A 17,272-nucleotide genomic window follows, 5' to 3' on the forward strand; every position below is an offset into this window, starting at 1 on the left:
GAGCATTGGAACCACCTGATCCCATCCCGAACTCAGCAGTGAAACGATGCATCGCCGATGGTAGTGTGGGGTTTCCCCATGTGAGAGTAGGTCATCGTCAAGATTAAATTCCGAAACCCCTATCTGCATCTGCAGATAGGGGTTTTGTCTTTTAGTAGAAGTCATCCATTTTGCTGGCACGTTGTTCCAACGGGCTGGTCACAGAATTTCTTGACGACCATAGAGCATTGGAACCACCTGATCCCATCCCGAACTCAGCAGTGAAACGATGCATCGCCGATGGTAGTGTGGGGTTTCCCCATGTGAGAGTAGGTCATCGTCAAGATTGAATTCCGAAACCCCTATCTGCTTATGCAGGTAGGGGTTTTGTCGTTTCAGGAGCGGTTAAAAGCATTGCCGGTATCGACCGCACGTCCTATGGCTTGCGTGCCTTGCTACTGCGCCGGGCCAGCAGCTTGCGCCACCAGATGTAGATCCCCGTGGCCGACAGCACCGCAATCATCAGGCCCAACAACGCGATGATCACCTGTCCGGTAAGGCCGATAATCCGCCCGCCGTGTATCGGTAACTGCAGGCGATAGAAACGCTCTCCCAAGGTGCCCTGGCCAGCGATTTCCTGGCCCAGTAATCGCCCGTCGGTGCCGTGGAAGAACAACCAGGATTTACCCTGGGCGTCAGTGTCATGCTGGCCAAACCCTGCGCCATAAAAGTTGTACTCGAAGCTGTAGTACAACTCACCGATCGGCACCTTCAAACCTAGCCGTTCGCCTTCCTTCAATGCCAATTCATACGCTTGCTGGTAGCTCAGACGAGTTACCCCCAACTGTTCGGCAGGCAAGCGCCCACGGGCTTCATAGACGCTCGGTTCAATGGGGGAAAACAGCGAGACGACAGGCTTGAACACCTGGCTCGGCAGGTTCATGGCGACGCTACTGATTGCAATGGGCAGCAACAATAGCCACAGCCATAATCCACCTGCGCGATGCAGGTCGAAATTCAGCCGATAAGCATGCCCGCCCTTGATCTTCCAGGCGCTCGACCACTTTTTCCACAAGGGTTTGCCCCGTGGAAAGGTCAGCCACAGCGCGATGAAACAATCGATCACCCAGGCAATCGCCACCAGGCCCATCAGCAGCAAACCCCAGTTGTCGGGCAGGGTCAGGTTGTAATGAAATTCCAGAATGAAAGGGATGAGGTTCTCAGGCTGAAAGCAGCATTCCCCCCAGTTGCGATGCCCGGTTTGTTCACCACTCACGGGGTCCAGGTAAAACACCTGATTTGGCTCTTCGAAAGGCTTGCCCGTGATGGGGTTGTTGCGTGGCACTGCTGCGAGCAGCGCGGTGTGCCCCCCTTCATTCGGGTACTCCATGTACCAGACCTGAAGCTTGGGATGTTGCCCCTGCAACCGGTCGACCAGCATGCCCGGAGGGAGCTGCACGCCTTCAGAGGAAGCCTCGTAGAACGTTGGATTCAGCCATTCATCCAGCTCATGATTGAACGCCAGAAGACTGCCGGTCAGGCCAGCCATCAACAGAAACAAGGCCGTGGCCAAACCGATGTAACGATGAAGCAGAACCCATACTGCACGCATGACATTTTCCCGCAGAGACGACAAAGCCAGCATCTGAATCCAGACGCTGGCTTTGAGGGAGTGACGAAGGGTTAGAACTGGTAGCTCACCGTGGCGGCGACGTTACGTTCCTCACCCATGTAGCAAAAGCTCAGGCTGGCGCAGGAAGCGATATAGGATTCGTCGGTCAGGTTGTTGGCGTTCAGGCGCACATCCACCCCCTTCAGGCCCACTTTGCCCAGGTCGTAGCCAATCGACGCGTCGAATAGCGTGTAGGACGGTACCTTCATGGTGTTCTCGGCATCGGCCCAGCTGTAACCGACATACCGCACGCCACCGCCCAATCGCAGGCCGTCGAGCGCCCCGGCGTTGAACGCATAGTCAGCCCAGAGCGAAGCCATGTGCCGTGGCGCCTGGGTCGGCGAGTTGCCCTTGTTCTCGATCACATCGGTGTCGGTGCTCAGGGTGCTGATCATCGACTTGGAGTACTCGATGTCGGTGAAGGTGTAACTGCCCAGTACTTTCAGGTTATCGGTCAGCTGTGTGTGGGCTTCCAGCTCCAGGCCCTGAGAGCGAACAGCCCCCACTGCGCGGTAGAAGTTTTCCTGCGGCAATTTGGTCGCGAGGTTCTCTTGGTCAATCCGGAACAGCGACGCGGTGAACAGGTTGTCCGTGCCTGGTGGCTGGTACTTCAGGCCGACCTCCCATTGGGTGCCGTCGGTGGGAGGCAGCGGGTTGCCAGCGCTGTCTGCGTAAGAGTTCGGGTTGAACGACTCGGAATAGCTGATGTACGGCGCAACGCCGTTATCAAACAGGTACAGGGCGCCGGCGCGGCCGGTCAGCTTGGTGCGCTTGTCGTTGACCTCGGTACCCACCGGGCGGTTGAACTCGGGCAAGCGGTTTTCTTCCGAGGTTTCCACCCAGTCCTGGCGCAGGCCCAGTGAGAACCGCCACTGATCCATTTCGATCAGGTCTTGCAGGTAGACGCCGGTCTGCTCCAGGCGACGCAGGTAGCTCATCGGATCGTAGTAGCTGATCTCGGCATTGCCATAGACCGGGTCGAAGGCATTGATCGGTGCCACCGAGCCGCTGGTCCAGTCGACCACCGTTTTACGGCGCTGGTAATCGGCACCCATCAACACCGTGTGTTTGGTGTTACCGGTCAGGAATTCGGCCTGAAGCATGTTATCGACGATGAACGCGTGGAGTTTTTCGTCACCACCGGTGTAGTAGCGGTTCAGCTCATTGCTGGTGGGTGTGGTCCAGCCATAGCCGTAGATCTGGTCGAGATTGACCTTGGAATCCAGGTACCGGAAGTTCTGGCGGGCCGTGAACACGTCATTGAAGCGGTGTTCGAACTGGTAGCCGATCGATTGCTGGTCGCGCTTGTAACCGTCCACGCTGGGTTCACCTTCAAAGAAGTGTTCCGAGATGCGCTGGCCGTTGCGCTGATGCAGGGCGCCGTCCGCCGGCATGCCGCTGTGATAGCCACCGTCGGGGTCGTGCTGCAGATAGGCTTGCAGGGTCAGCGAAGTGTCGTCGGTAAAGTCGATGCTGACGGTGGGGGCCAGTGCGTAGCGTTTTTCCTTGTTATGGTCGAACTGAGTGTCGGACTTGTCGGCAAGGCCGGTCAGCCGGTACGCAATACGCTTGTCGTCATCCACAGGGCCACTGAAGTCAAAACCCACACCTTGTTGGCCCTGGGTGCCGACCGTGGCTTGGACCTGATGATAGGCCTCGTACAGCGGCTTCTTGCTGGTAAGCGCTACCAGACCGCCCGGTGAGCTGCGCCCGTAAAGAACCGAAGAGGGGCCCTTGAGAATATCGACGCGCTCCAGGAAGTACGGGTCGATTTGCATGCTGCTGTAGGTGCCGCTATCGCCCATGGACTTCAAGCCGTCGAGGTAGATGTTATCCACCGAGCCGTCGTTGAATCCGCGCATGGCCACATAGTCATAGCGATGGGTGGCGCCATAGGGGTTGGTCAGCACGCCAGGGGTATAGCGCATGGTCTGGGAAACGGTTTGCGCGCCCTGGTCATCCATTTGCTGGCGAGTGACCACGGACACGCTTTGCGAGGTTTCCAGCAATGCGGTGCTGGTCTTGGTCGCGACCTGGCTGTGAGTGGCGTTGTAGCCTTCCATGCTGCCCAGCGCATTACCGAGGGCGAAGCCCTTGATGTCGGTGGTGGGCAGCGACAGCGCTTCGGTCTCGGCCTGCTGATGCAACACATAGCTGCTGCCGTCCTGGCTGACGGCTTGCAAACCCGATCCGCTGAGCAAATGGCTCAAGGCTTGATCAGCCGAGTAATCACCTTGTACGCCAGGCGACTGACGTCCCTGGGTAAGTTCGGGGGTGGTCGAGAGGGTGATCCCGGCCTGGCGCGCGAACTGATTGAGGACGTCGCTCAATGGCCCCGGAGCGATTTTGTAGTGGCGACTGGCGCTGGCAACGCTGTCATCGGCCGCCTGACTGAGCGCAGGCAGCGCACTGACCCCCAGCACGGTGGAGAGCAGGGCGGCACGAATGGCGTGGCGCAGCAGGCCACCGGAAGTGGTGTCGGTGACGCAGGAAAAGGGCGGCGGGCAGGTGGCGCGAACAGTCATCATGGGTTTCCGTTGGAGTCGCTGAAGGCAGATTGAAGTGCTTACTGTCTAAGCCGGACTCACGTTGAAAACCCGCCAAAAAAATCAGACCTGTCGTTCCAGTGTCACCCACCAGCGTGTTCGGTAGCGCAATTGGACCGGGAGCGTGCGGGGCAGAATCGCCAGCAACTTGTCGGTGTCTTCCAGGCGGAACACGCCGGACAGGCGCAAGTCGGCGATGTCCGATGCACAGACCAGGTAGCCGCGGCGATAGCGATTCACCTCCTTCAGGAAGTCCGCCAGGCGCATGTCCCGGGTGACGATCAGGCCATCGACCCAGGCGCCGGCTTCCATGGCCAGCGGCGGTGCCAGGGTCACGTGCTCAGGCGTGACCAGGTAGTTTTGCCCGGCATGCACCAGGGTCGGGGTACCGTCTGCCGAACGCGGCGAAAGCACAGCGACACTGCCGCGGGTGACGCTGAGGCGGGTGCAGTCGTTGTCCTGGCGTATCACAAAGCGTGCAACGCTGGCTTCGAACATCCCGTGATGACTTTGCACCCGCAGCGGCCGTTCGAATGCCTGCGGGGTGGCGCCACAGGTCACCATGATTTCGCCGCGGGCGAGTGTGATCAGCCGTTGTTGGGCCGTGAAGTCCAGATTGGCCGCGCTGTCGGTGTTCAGTCTCAGGCGAGTGCCATCGGGCAGTTGATAACCGCGTCGCTCGCCGGTGGCGGTGGCGAAATCGGCGTTCCACTGCTGCCAGCCAATCTGATCCTTGCCGAGCCACGCTGCCGTGCCCATCAACAGTGCGCCGGAGAGTAACTTCAGGGCCTGGCGACGACCGAGGCGTTGCGCGCTGGTTTCCAGTGTGTGCAAGGCAACCTGCGTACCGGGTACCGCGCGCAGGCTGGCGGTCAACTCCTGTTGCAGCGATTGCACCCGCTGCCAGGCCAGTTCGTGCTCAGGGTGTGCGGTGCGCCAATGCTCGCATTGCTGGCGCAACTTGAGATTGCCGGTGTTGTTCCGCAGGCGCAGCAGCCAGCCGATCGCCTGCTTGACCACCCGATGGTCAGGGCTGCTGTGGGCGCGCAGGTTCATCGAGGCGTTATCCATGGGCGTCTGACTCAAAGCGCAGCACGTAGCAGTGATAGAGCGCATCGGCCACATAACGCTCCACCGAACGCAATGACAAACCCATCTGTTCGGCGATCTGCTTGTGGGTCAGGCCGTCACACTGCGCCAGGAGAAACGCCTTGCGCACTTTCGGTTTAAGGCCTTCAAGCATTCGCGCAATGCGCTCCAGCAGCTCAAGCACCAATGCCCGGGATTCGGCGCTGGGTGTTTGCGCTTCGGGCAGGTGGGCGATGGTGTCCAGGTAGGCGCGTTCGATTTCTTCCCGACGCCAGTGGTCGATCACCAGGCCACGGGCAATGGTCCGCAGAAAGGCGCGAGGCGCCTTGAGTTCGAGTCGTTCGGTCCGTTGCAGCAAGCGGACGAAGGTGTCCTGCGCAAGGTCCGCGGCATCGGCGGCATTACCCAGGCGACTGCGCAGCCATGTAGTGAGCCAACCGTGATGGTGGCTGTAGAGCACCTGTACTGCAAACTCGGGAGAGGACATGAGCGCGACAGCCTGGACGTCACAAATGATAATTAGTCGCATTGTCATCAAGGGTCGTTGTTTTTGCAACTGCCGCTCAATCAACGGCCCTCGGCAAAGGTCACTCCGAGCGCTCTGGAATGCCGTTTGGCGGCTTTTTTCAGCAATTGCCTGCGGTTTTGCATAAAAGCCTAAGTTTTCCCGTGGTGGTGCCGAAAGAGTAGGGGAGACATGCGTGCACCAATGTAGAGCAGGCCTCAGAGCGGCCTATGGCGTCACATGGAACGTTGCACCCGGAACGCATCCCCACTCATTGCATAAGAAGTCCCCCTGACATGAATCTCAAATTCAGCCATAAAATCCTTTTGGCCGCTTCGGGCGTAGTGGTACTGGCGTTTGCCCTGTTCACTTTGTACAACGACTATCTGCAGCGAAACACCATCCAGCAAAACCTCGACGCCTCGGTCCAGCAAGCGGGCGCGCTGACGGCCAGCAGTGTGCAAAACTGGCTGGGTGGCCGGATCCTGGTGCTGGAAAACCTGGCCCAGAACGTCGCGCACCAAGGTGCCAACGCCGATTTTGCGGGGTTGGTCGATCAACCGGCCTTCACGTCCAATTTCCAGTTCACGTATGTCGGTCAGGTAAACGGTGTGTTTACCCAGCGCCCTGACGCCAAGATGCCTGAAGGCTATGATCCGCGTCAGCGCCCTTGGTACAAGCAAGCGGTCGCCGCCGACACAACCATGCTCACGCCGCCTTACATGGCCGCGGTCGGCGGGCTGGTAGTGACCATCGCCATGCCGGTGAAAAAGAACGGTGAAATGCTGGGCGTGGTTGGCGGTGACCTGAGCCTGGCGACCTTGGTGAACATCATCAACGCGGTGGACTTCGGCGGCATCGGGCATGCATTTCTGGTCAGCGCTGACGGTCAGGTGATCGTCAGCCCGGACAAAGACCAGGTGATGAAAAACCTCAAGGACATCTACCCAGGCGCCAATGTCCGCCTCGATAAAGGCAATCAGGCGGTGCTGCTCAACCGGCAGGAGCGCATCCTGTCCTTCACCCCGGTCAATGGCTTGCCGAACGCGCAGTGGTACATCGGCCTGTCGATCGACAGCGACAAGGCCTATGCGCCACTGGCTAAATTCCGCACCTCGGCACTGATTGCGATGTTTATCGCCGTGACGGCGATTGCCGTGCTGCTGAGCCTGTTGATTCAAGTGCTGATGCGCCCGTTGACCACCATGGGCCGTGCCATGCAGGACATCGCCCAGGGCGAGGGTGACCTGACCCGTCGTCTGACCGTGGAAAGCAAAGACGAATTCGGCGAGCTGGGTGGTGCGTTCAACCAGTTTGTAGAGCGGATCCACGCCTCGATCAGCGAAGTGTCTTCGGCCACGCGTCAGGTGCATGACCTGTCGCAACGGGTCATGGCCTCGTCAAACGCCTCGATCATCGGTTCCGATGAACAAAGCGCACGGACCAATAGCGTCGCGGCGGCCATCAATGAACTCGGGGCGGCGACCCAGGAAATCGCCCGCAACGCGGCGGACGCTTCGCAGCACGCCAGCGGTGCCAGCGAGCAGGCTGACGATGGCCGTCAGGTGGTGGAGCAAACCATTCTGGCGATGACCGAGCTGTCGCAGAAAATCAGCCTCTCGTGTACCCAGATCGAAACCCTGAACGCCAGCACCGACAACATCGGGCACATTCTCGATGTGATCAAGGGCATCTCCCAACAGACCAATCTGCTGGCGCTCAACGCCGCGATCGAAGCGGCGCGTGCCGGTGAGGCCGGACGCGGGTTTGCGGTGGTGGCGGATGAAGTGCGCAACCTGGCGCATCGTACCCAGGAATCGGCGGAAGAGATCCACAAGATGATCACGTCGTTGCAGGTCGGCTCGCGTGAGGCGGTATCGACCATGAACGCCAGCCAGGTTTCCAGCGAGGAGAGCGTCGAGGTGGCGAATCAGGCCGGTGCGCGCCTGGTCAGTGTGACGCAGCGGATCACCGAGATTGACGGCATGAACCAGTCGGTGGCGGCCGCGACCGAGGAGCAGACCGCGGTGGTGGAAACCCTCAACGTCGACATCAACCAGATCAACCTGCTCAATCAGCAAGGCGTGGCCAACCTCAATGAAACGCTGAAGGATTGCGATGCGCTGTCACTGCAGGCCAACCGTCTCAAGCAACTGGTGGACAGCTTCAAGATCTGATTCGTTGATCGCGGTCCGCCCGCGCCTGGCGCTTTGGGTGGGCCGTTCAGGTCTACGTTGTCTTGCGTTGGGATTCAAGGCTGTTCAGGTAGCGGGTGATGACTTCAACGGCCCGGTTCAGATGGCTGGCAAGCTTCGCCACGCACAGTTCGATGTCCTGGGCTTGTGCGGCGCGCAGCAGCTCACGGTGGTCTTCCTGAGTGAGTTTGCCGAGCCCCATGGCCCCCAGGTTGAAGCGCAGAAAACGCTCTTCTTCCCACAGGCCGCTTTCGATCAGGCTCAGCAACCGGCGGTTGGGGGCCTTGCGGTACAGCGCCATGTGGAACAGGCGATTGAGCCTGCCGATTTCAGCGTAATCGGTGGCTGTTTCCAGGTCCTGGATGTGACGGGCCGCCTCGGCAAAATCTTCTTCGTCGAGCAAGGGGATCGACAGGCGCAGGGCTTCGCATTCCAGCAGGATGCGCAGGGCGTAGGTCTCGGTCGCATCCCCTTCGATCAGTGGCGCCACGACGGCACCCTTGTGTGCCACGACGTGCAGCAGCGATTGCGCCTCAAGTTGGCGCAGGGCTTCACGCACCGGCATGCGGCTGACGCCGAACAGGTCGGCCAGGTCTTGCTGGCGCAGCGCCGTACCGCAGGGCAAGCGGCCGTCAAGAATCGCCGAGCGCAGGGTTTCTTCGATCACCGAGCGCGCCAGATGGGCCGGAATCGGTCCGCTGACCGGGATGCTGCTTAATGGGTTGGGCTTCTGTGTCACGAAAACGCACCCTGTTTGAGTAAAGGTAAATATTGGATCCAATGCACACTAGTAACGGCTTGGTGAGTTGTCAAATCGGGGCAGACAATGCCGCTTTCGACCGCCTTATGCCACCGTTTTTGCCATCATCTGTCGCATTGTCAGTTACCGTATCCGCTCTTCAAGTTTAGCGCGCCCGCAGTGATTGCATCGTGCCATTGTCTTTTGCCTGGCAAGGCTTCACCATCCATCGATTACCCAATGCCCTCCGGACTCACTGCATTGCTGGCACGTTTCGCTCTTCCACGGACCTTGCGTTGGCTGTGCTCGGCACTGCTGATCGCCAGCGTCATGCTGGGCGCATTGCAAGCCGATTGGGACTTCTCGCTGATCAGTCGGCGCGCTGAGGCGTTGTACGGTCCCTTAGGCGAGGGCAAGCAACGGATCGATGCCTGGCAGCACCTGTTGGCGACACAGCAACAAACCCCGGAGCTGGCCCAGCTCAAAGCGGTCAACCTGTTCTTCAACAAGCAGATGCGCTACGTGGAAGACATCGACCTGTGGCGCGAGGTCGACTATTGGGAAACGCCTGTCGAAGGTTTGTGGAAAGGCGCCGGGGATTGTGAGGACTATGCGATCGCCAAGTATTTCAGCCTGCGCCGTCTCGGGGTTTCCAGTGACAAACTACGCATCACCTACGTCAAGGCCCTGCGCCAGAACCGCGCGCATATGGTCTTGACCTACTATTCCAGTCCGGATGCGATGCCATTGGTGCTCGACAGCCTGATCGACGGGATTCAGCCGGCCAGCCAGCGCACCGACCTGCTGCCGGTCTACGCCTTCAACGCCGAAGGGATGTGGCTGCCCGGCGCCAAGGGCAACAAGAAGGTCGGCGATACCAAGCGCCTGTCCCGTTGGCAGGATGTGTTGAAAAAAATGCAGGCCGAAGGTTTCCCGGCCGAGACGATTAACTAGGAGCACGCGCTCAGATGTCTTTGTTCAAACAGCTGTTGATCGCTATCTGTCTGTTCCTGGTGGTCGCCTTCAGTGGCAGCTTCATGGTCAGCCTGGAGAGCTCGCGCACGCAGTACGTCAATCAATTGCGCTCCCACGCGCAGGACGCTGCCACGGCGTTGGCGTTGTCGTTGACACCGAATATCGACGATCCGGCGATGGTCGAGTTGATGGTCAGCTCGATCTTCGACAGTGGCTATTACGCGAGCATCCGCGTGGTGGACCTCAAGACCGACACCGCCATCGTCGAGCGCCGCGGGGCGCCCGAGGTCAGTCAGGTGCCGGGTTGGTTCGTCCAACTGATTGGCCTTGAGCCGGCCGGTGGCGATGCGTTGGTCAGCCGTGGCTGGGAGCAGGCGGCCAGGGTCGAGGTGGTCAGTCATCCCATGTTCGCCGTGGCCAAGCTCTGGCAGAGCGCATTGGGTAGCCTGGGCTGGTTGTTGATCTGCGGTGCGATCAGCGCCGTGCTGGGGGCGTTGCTGCTGCGTCGACAGCTCAAGCCACTGGACTACATGGTCCAGCAATCCCATGCCATTGCCCGGCGCGAGTTCCTGAGCCTGCCTGAGCTGCCGCGCACGCCCGAACTGCGTCGTGTGGTGCAGGCGATGAACCAGATGGTCGAGAAGCTCAAGGCGTTGTTCCAGGAGCAGGCCGAACGCAGCGAAAAACTGCGGGTCGAGTCCTATCAGGACACCCTGACCGGGTTGGCCAACCGGCGTTATTTCGAGATGCAACTGAACGCCCGGGTGAGCAATGCCGAGCAAGCCAGTTCAGGTTATCTGCTGCTGTTGCGGGTCAAGGACCTGGCCGGCCTCAACCAGCGCCTGGGCGGTCAGCGTACCGATCAGTTGTTGCAGGCGGTCGGCGAGCAGCTGTCCCGAGAGTGTGCCAAATACCCGGAAACCCAGAATCTGGTGACGCGTATCCGCGGGGGTGAGTTCGCCGTGCTGGCGCCGGGGCTGGTGCGTGAAGAAGCGCTGCAATTGGCGCACAACCTCGACAGTGCGCTGGCCAGCCTGCATGCCACCGGGGCGACAGACGTAGCGTCGGTGGCGGCGATCGGGCTCGCACCGTTCGCCCACGGCGACACACCGCTCGCGGTACTTGGCCTGGCCGACCAGGCGTTGTCACAGGCCGAAGCCGAGGGCGAGTCGAATTGGGCATGCCTGGATCACAACGCGACAGCCATCGTCGGCGACGACCATCATGCCTGGCACACCTTGCTTGACCAGGCCCTGGCAGAGCAGCGCTTCGAGCTGTTTTTCCAGCCTGTCGTGGCCAGTCAGGACACGCAGGTGGTGCTGCATTACAAAGTGCTCTCGCGCTTGCGCGATGAACAAGGCCAGACCATTCCCGCCGGGCGTTTCCTGCCGTGGCTGGAGCGGTTTGGCTGGACCGCCCGGCTGGACCGCTTGATGCTTGAGCTGGTGCTCGAGCAGATGGCCGGCCATCAGGACTCGCTGGCGTTGAACCTGTCGGGTGCGACCCTCGCGGATGCGCAGGCGCTGAACACAGTCTTCGACATCCTGCGTCAACATGCGGCGCTGGGGCCACGGTTGACCCTGGAAATCGGCGAAGAGCAACTGCCCGATCAAGCCGTGCTTGAACAACTGACTCGTCGTCTGCATGAGCTGGGCTTCTCCTTGAGCCTGCAGCGTTTTGGCGGGCGGTTCAGCATGATCGGCAACCTGGCGCGGCTGGGCCTGGCTTACCTGAAAATCGACGGCAGCTACACCCGCGCCATCGACCAGGAAAGCGATAAACGCCTGTTCATCGAAGCCATCCAGCGCGCCGCCCATAGCATTGACCTGCCATTGATTGCCGAGCGGGTAGAGACCGAAGGGGAGCTGCGGGTGATTCGCGAGATGGGCTTGTACGGCGTGCAAGGGCAGCTGTTTGGCGAACCAAGGCCCTGGCAGTCAGGCGTCTGAAGTGATCGCTCCCACGCGGGAGCGATCAGTGCCGTAGCCTTTAAATCAACCCGCTTTCGTCTTCATCAATCAAATGACTCAAGCCACCCAGCGCTTCACGTGCCTGGGTGCGGTCCATCAGTTTGGCTTGTGCGGCCGGCGGCAGGTCGGTGACGCGAATCACGCCCTTGCTGGTCAACACCTGAATCAGGTCGTCGAGTACCCGGATCATTTCCAGGTCGCTCTGTTTAAGCTGTTTTAGGCTGGTTTCCACCACTTCGTTGGCGTACCAGGCCTGGATCTCGTGGTGGTCGGCGGGCAGTGTTTCCGTCGCCTCGGCGTAGGGCGCTGCCTCCACGCGCACCAGCAGACCCTGTGCATCGCGTTGCACGTAGAACATCGTGAATCCCTCATGAATGAACCCGCGTGGTGCTGTCGGCAGCATAGGCCAACGCAGGTGAGTATGCGGTGCTACGACAAAATCGTCACCCGGTGGTCACTGACACAAACGTGAAGGGCCGCTCATTGCGAGCGGCCCTCCAGGGTTTGATCAGCTGTTGTTGTGGTCGATCTTGATGGTTGGGTCGCTACCGGCGATCAGCGAGTTGATGCTCTGACCGGACCAGTTATTGCCTTCCAGTTTGATCGTCACGTCGGCGTTGGCAATCCCGCCAGCGGTATTGAGCTTACCTTCGGAGCTGACCTGCAACGTCGACACACCTTCAACCGTGGTGATTTTCAGGAAGTTGTCGATGGTGCTGGCGCTTTCGCCCTGCAACAGATCACGCAGGTCGATACGGTCGCCTTCGTTGGCCTTGAAGTCCTTGATCACATCGTTACCAGTGTCGCCGGCCTTCCAGACGAAGGTGTCGGCACCCGAACCGCCCATCAGGGTGTCATTGCCCGAGCCGCCCAGCAGGATGTCATTGCCTTCACCGCCGAGCAGTGTGTCCTTGCCGGTACCACCGAGCAGGATGTCATTGCCCTTGCCACCATCGAGCACGTCGTCGCCGCCCTGGCCGAAGATGATGTCGTTACCGGCACCGCCCAGCAGGTTGTCGATACCGTCACGCGCCCCGGACACATCGAACGCGTTGTAGTGCTCGGTGATGTACTGGTGCACGTTGCTGGCAGTGACTGTGCTGGCCTCCACACCGGTTTGCTGGCCCACGTAGGCCTGCATGGCCTGATAACCCTCACCGGCAATACCGTTGAAGCTCACCAGGTCGCCGAACAGGATGTCATTGCCGTCACCCCCATTGACCGTGTCGGCGCCGGGCAGGGTCGCTTCGCTATGGCCCAGGATGGCATTAGCCAGGTCCTTCGGATCGATGTTGGCTTGCGGCTTGCCATCGGTGTCGAACGGAATCAGGTCGGCCGGCTTGATGGTGTTATTCAGGCCGATCGCTTCGACCTGCGACAAACCACTGAGCAACAGGAAGCTGCTGTTGGAGTTACTGATCGTGCCACCATTGTTTTCGGTGGAGGAGATCTCATAGGTACCGTCACCCTGCGCCCGGATCGTGCCGAGGGTGTTTGACTTGTACCACTTGCCCGGCTCGTACTCCGTCCACTTGTTGACCTGGCCGTTGCTGTTGATTAACTCACGGCTCACGCCACCCAGGGTGATATAGGCGGTATCGCCCAGTTTGTAGTTGTTGACGTTCAGGTAGTCATCCAGCGTGCCGTCGTTCTTGCTGGACGAGTAGTAGAAGTCAGCCACCACCGGGTTGGTCTGCTCGCGGTTCTGGAAAGAGTTGGGCTGACCGTCCGTGATGAAGTAAGTCAGGTTGGTAGCGCCTGTATTGTCCTTGGCCTGAGCACTCTGGAACCAGTTGGCCGTGGTTTTGAACACGTCCTCGTAGTTGGTGCCACCGCCCGCCGCCATCGATTTGACGATGTCCTGCAGTTGCTCCAGTGCGCCCGTGTCATTCAGGTTGACCGACACGGTCTTGCTCACGCTGCTATCGAAGGTCGCCAGGAAGATGTTGACCGTCCCCGAGGTGTTCGCACCCAGACTCTGCTTGAGGGTGCTGAACATCACGGCCAGCGAGTCCTTCGCGGCCCTGATCGAATTGTCCATACTGCCGGAGGTGTCGACCATGAACGCAATGTTGTAGTTCTTGCCCTGAACCACGTTCAGGCCACCGATGTCGGCAACGATGATGTCGTTGGCATCGGTGCCGAGGATGGTGTCATCCTGGGTCGTGCCGATCATCGGGTTGTACGTCGCCGGGTAAATCGTTACCGGAATCTGCGCCGTGCTTGTCGCCGAGCCACCCAGGCTTTCAGTGGAGGTCGAGGTCACGGTCAGGGTGAACTGGCCGTTGTAGTACGGTGGCGGGGTCAGTGTCAGGTTGGCCAGGTTCCAGCCGGTCACCAGCGCTGATCCATCGGTGCCCACGGTGTAGTTGTGGCCTGCGCCATCGCTGATGACCATGCCTTCAGGGAAGCCGCTGATGGTCACGCTCAGGCTTTCGGAGCCGTCGCGGTCGGTCAGCTCGGTGGTGATCTTCGACAGGTGGACGCTGCCGTTCTCCGCACCCTCATTGAGTTTGTAGCCTTCGTAGTAGCCTTCGCCATTGGTGCCGTGCAGATCGGAAACCGTCACGCCAGCGTTGATCAGGTCGGCAACGTCCTTGTAGATCGGCACACCGGCAGTGCTCAGGTCCATGACCGGACCTGCCACCGAGCCGACGCTGACCTGCAGGTTGACGTCGTAGCTGCCTGCACCACTCTGGTTGTGGTGGTAGATGTCCAGGGTGTAGTAGCCGCTGGTGGTTGGCGTGAACGAACCATTGAGCGTGCCGCCATTGCCCCACAGGGCGCTGGCCACGTTTTTGCCGCCAATGGTCACCAACAGGCTGTCATCGCCGGTGCCGCTGAAGGTGTAGGTCTTGCCGGCTTCGAGGTAGATCAGGCCGGACGTTTTCGACGCAATACCGGCTGTCACGCTGCCATTGGATTGCACGTTGGTCACGGAGCTGCTGCTGTTCGGAGTACCGGCGGCATCGATCACTGATTTCAGGGTATCGGTTGGCGCACCGCTGCCCACACCGTTAAAGCCGGTGTTCAGAGCGGTCAAGCCAGTCCAGGTTTCCTTGATCAGCCCCGTCGAGTTGACGTTGTTGCCCGCGATGTTCAGCGTTGGCGCATCGGCCACCGGGGTGATGTCGACTTTCAGGGTCGCTTCAGTGCCCTGGTTCGAGCCGTCGGTAGGCGTGAACTTGATCTGCGCATAGTCCGCCGCTTTGTTACCGACACCCGAGCCACCGTAACCGTCTGCACCCGACTCGTTGGCAGCTGGCACGAATGTCAGCTTGCCGAGGGCGATATCCGCCTGGCTGATGGTCTGGCCGACGGTGACCTTCGCGCCGTTGAACATCAGGTCGCCACCGCCCGACAGTTGGGTGATGGTGATGCTCAGCGGGCTGTCGTTATCGACATCGCTGACCTTGAAGTTGTCCCAGGTCAGGGTGATGGTCGAGTCCTCGAGGCCGGTCACCGCACCGCCAGCGGACACTGGCGCATGGTCGTTATCGACAATGGTGGTGTCGACGTTGGACTTGTTCGGGTCGATCACCAGATTTTCGAAGTTACCACCGCTGACCGAGTCGATAGTGATCTTGAAGTTTTCGGACCCTTCGACCAACGTGTCATTGATGGTGTTGATGTCGAAAGCAACGCCATTGCTGTTGGCTGGGATCTTGACGGTGACGACACCGGAGAAGTCCACGCCATTGGTCGCCGTGCCGCTGTACTTCAGGGTGACGGTCACTTCGGTCTGAGCGGTGTTGCTCAGGTTCAGGGTGTAATGGGCCGTCTGGCCTTCGATCACCGAGGTGTCGCCACTGATGCCAACGGTGGTCTGGTCGCCATCGTCGGTAACGGTGGTGGTCAGCGTGGTGTCTTTCAGCGTCAGTTGTTCGAACTTGCCGTTGCCGCCGCTGACGGACTCCAACTTGTTGACCAGTGGCGCCTGGCCGCCGGTGAACACGTCGTCGTTGACCGTGACAACCGCCGAGCCGGAGGTGCCATTGGCCGGCACGGTAATGGTGGTGCCGTCGCTGAGCTTGAAGGTCAGGGCCTGGTGGTTGTTGATTGGCAGGCCGGCCGCGTTGGTCAGGGTCACGGTGTAGGTGACCTGGCCGCCTTCGGTGACGGTGGTTTTATCCACAGACAGGGTGGCGATGACTTCGCTGGTGGTGTCGTTGATCGCCACCGTTGCGGGGGTGTCGCTGATCACCAGGTTCTCGAACGTCTTACCGGCGACGGTGGCACCGCCAACGGTCAGGCTCAGGCTGCTGGCGTCTTTGTAGACGTCTTCACCCTGGATCGGCGCGGTGTAAATGGCCTGGGTCTGACCGGCAATGATGGTGACTTTGTTGCCGTTGCTCAGGGTCACCTCAAGGTTGTCGGTCAGTGCCTTATCGATCTTGACGGTGAAGCTCGGTGCGGCGTTTTCCAGCACGTCGCCGTTGCTCTGAATGCTCACGGTGACCTTGTCGCCCTGGCCGCTTGGCTCGTCGGTGACAGTGGTGGTCAGCGTGGTGTCTTTCAGCGTCAGCTGTTCAAACTTACCGTTGCCGCCACTGACGGACTCCAGCTTGTTGACCAGCGACGCCTGGCCGCCGGTGAACACATCGTCGTTGACCGTGACAACCGCCGAGCCGGAGGTGCCATTGGCCGGCATGGTGATGGTGGTGCCATCGCTGAGCTTGAAGGTCAGCTCGCCGTGGTTGCTCATTGGCAGACCGGCGGCATTGGTCAGGGTCACGGTGTAGGTGACTTGGCCGCCTTCGGTGACGGTGGTTTTATCCACGGTCAGGGTGGCGGTGACTTCGCTGATGGTGTCGCCGATGGTGACGGCGGCCTTGTCGCCGAGCACCAGGTTTTCGAAGGACTTGCCGTCGATTACAGCGTCAGTAACACCTACTTCGACGGTTTGGCCATCTTTGTAGACGTCGTCGCCCTGAGCCTTGAGCTCGTACGGGGTCTCGGTGGTACCGGCCTTGATCACCACGGTGTCGCCGTTGCTCAGGGTCACGGTCAGGTCCTGTTTCAGGACTTGGTCGACCTTGACGGTGAACTTCGGAGCGGCGTTTTCCAGTACATCGCCGTTGCTTTCGATGGTGACAATGATCTTGTCGCCTTGGCCGCTTGGCTCATCGGTGACGGTGGTGGTGTATTTGTCCTGGCCGAGGGTCAGTTGTTCGAACTGCTCAGCGCCAGAAACGCTTTCCAGTTTGTTGACGATGGCCGGCTGGCCGCCGGTGAAGATGTCGTCATTGACGGTGATGCTGGCAGTGCCGGAAGTACCGTTGGCCGGGATCTTGACCACGGTGCCGTCGGACAGGGTGAATTCCAGCGGACCATGGGCGCCCATTGGCAAGCCAGCGGCGTTGGTCAGGGTCACGGTGTAGGTGATCTGGCCGCCTTCAGTAACGGTGGTTTTATCCACAGTCAGGGTGGCAGTGACTTCACTGATGGTGTCGCCGATGGTCACGCTGGCCTTGTCGCCGAGTACCAGGTTTTCGAAGGACTTGCCGTCGACGGCGGCGTCAGTAAGACCGACGTCGATGGTTTGACCGTCTTTGTAGACGTCGTCGCCCTGAGCCTTGAGCTCGTACGGGGTCTCGGTGGT

The 17,272-nt window shown here is 60.1% G+C and carries 10 protein-coding genes, 2 rRNA genes and 1 pseudogene; 6 read left to right on the forward strand and 7 right to left on the reverse strand.

Annotated features, from left to right (window positions below):
• Window positions 1-103, forward strand: a 5S ribosomal RNA gene (gene rrf / locus CKW07_RS24880); the annotation flags it as partial.
• Window positions 104-209: 106 nt separating this feature from the next.
• A 5S ribosomal RNA gene (gene rrf / locus CKW07_RS24885) occupies window positions 210-325 on the forward strand.
• Between the two features lie 90 nt (window positions 326-415).
• On the opposite strand, the gene CKW07_RS24890 is transcribed toward rrf (CKW07_RS24885), so the two are convergent.
• The 4 genes from CKW07_RS24890 to CKW07_RS24905 all read right to left on the reverse strand — a co-directional run bounded on the left by CKW07_RS24890 (window position 416) and on the right by CKW07_RS24905 (window position 5,773).
• Window positions 416-1,591, reverse strand: coding sequence for a PepSY domain-containing protein (locus CKW07_RS24890; RefSeq protein WP_095147494.1), 1,176 nt, complete (start codon window positions 1,589-1,591; stop codon window positions 416-418).
• A 71-nt stretch (window positions 1,592-1,662) separates the two neighbouring features.
• A complete protein-coding gene (locus CKW07_RS24895) occupies window positions 1,663-4,176 on the reverse strand; it encodes a TonB-dependent siderophore receptor (RefSeq protein ID WP_095147488.1) in 2,514 nt (837 codons plus the stop codon).
• Window positions 4,177-4,260: 84 nt separating this feature from the next.
• Window positions 4,261-5,268: a FecR domain-containing protein gene (locus CKW07_RS24900; RefSeq protein ID WP_095147489.1), complete on the reverse strand. Its 1,008-nt coding sequence runs from the start codon at window positions 5,266-5,268 to the stop codon at window positions 4,261-4,263.
• Complete coding sequence (locus CKW07_RS24905; protein ID WP_095147490.1) at window positions 5,261-5,773, reverse strand: sigma-70 family RNA polymerase sigma factor; 513 nt, start codon at window positions 5,771-5,773, stop codon at window positions 5,261-5,263. Before CKW07_RS24905 ends, CKW07_RS24900 begins: the two co-directional genes overlap by 8 nt.
• Before the next feature lie 314 nt (window positions 5,774-6,087).
• On the opposite strand from CKW07_RS24905, the pseudogene CKW07_RS26005 reads away from it, so the two are divergent.
• Window positions 6,088-7,113, forward strand: a pseudogene (locus CKW07_RS26005) (cache domain-containing protein); the annotation flags it as partial.
• Between the two features lie 69 nt (window positions 7,114-7,182).
• Window positions 7,183-7,968: a methyl-accepting chemotaxis protein gene (locus CKW07_RS26010; RefSeq protein WP_371850678.1), complete on the forward strand. Its 786-nt coding sequence runs from the start codon at window positions 7,183-7,185 to the stop codon at window positions 7,966-7,968.
• A 52-nt stretch (window positions 7,969-8,020) separates the two neighbouring features.
• Here CKW07_RS26010 and CKW07_RS24915 read toward each other — a convergent pair whose 3' ends face one another.
• Entirely contained in the window at window positions 8,021-8,725 is a 705-nt protein-coding gene (locus CKW07_RS24915) for a GntR family transcriptional regulator (RefSeq protein ID WP_095147492.1), read from the reverse strand.
• A 261-nt stretch (window positions 8,726-8,986) separates the two neighbouring features.
• Between CKW07_RS24915 and lapG the strand changes: the two genes are divergently transcribed.
• Together lapG and lapD are read left to right on the forward strand one after the other, a co-directional pair.
• The gene (gene lapG, locus CKW07_RS24920; protein WP_095147495.1) at window positions 8,987-9,679 is read left to right on the forward strand and encodes a cysteine protease LapG; all 693 of its coding nucleotides are present in this window, start codon (window positions 8,987-8,989) and stop codon (window positions 9,677-9,679) included.
• Between the two features lie 14 nt (window positions 9,680-9,693).
• Window positions 9,694-11,649, forward strand: coding sequence for a cyclic di-GMP receptor LapD (gene lapD / locus CKW07_RS24925; protein ID WP_095147493.1), 1,956 nt, complete (start codon window positions 9,694-9,696; stop codon window positions 11,647-11,649).
• A 40-nt stretch (window positions 11,650-11,689) separates the two neighbouring features.
• On the opposite strand, the gene CKW07_RS24930 is transcribed toward lapD, so the two are convergent.
• Together CKW07_RS24930 and CKW07_RS24935 are read right to left on the reverse strand one after the other, a co-directional pair.
• Window positions 11,690-12,028 carry a tryptophan synthase subunit beta gene (locus tag CKW07_RS24930; protein ID WP_095083701.1) on the reverse strand — a complete coding sequence of 113 codons (339 nt, stop codon included), beginning with the start codon at window positions 12,026-12,028 and terminating at the stop codon, window positions 11,690-11,692.
• Window positions 12,029-12,178: 150 nt separating this feature from the next.
• On the reverse strand, window positions 12,179-17,272 hold a 5,094-nt coding region (locus CKW07_RS24935; protein WP_141234482.1), incomplete at its 5' end, for an immunoglobulin-like domain-containing protein.

The sequence above is a fragment of the Pseudomonas sp. Irchel s3b6 genome (assembly GCF_900187415.1).
In the GTDB taxonomy this organism is placed as follows: Bacteria; Pseudomonadota; Gammaproteobacteria; order Pseudomonadales; family Pseudomonadaceae; genus Aquipseudomonas.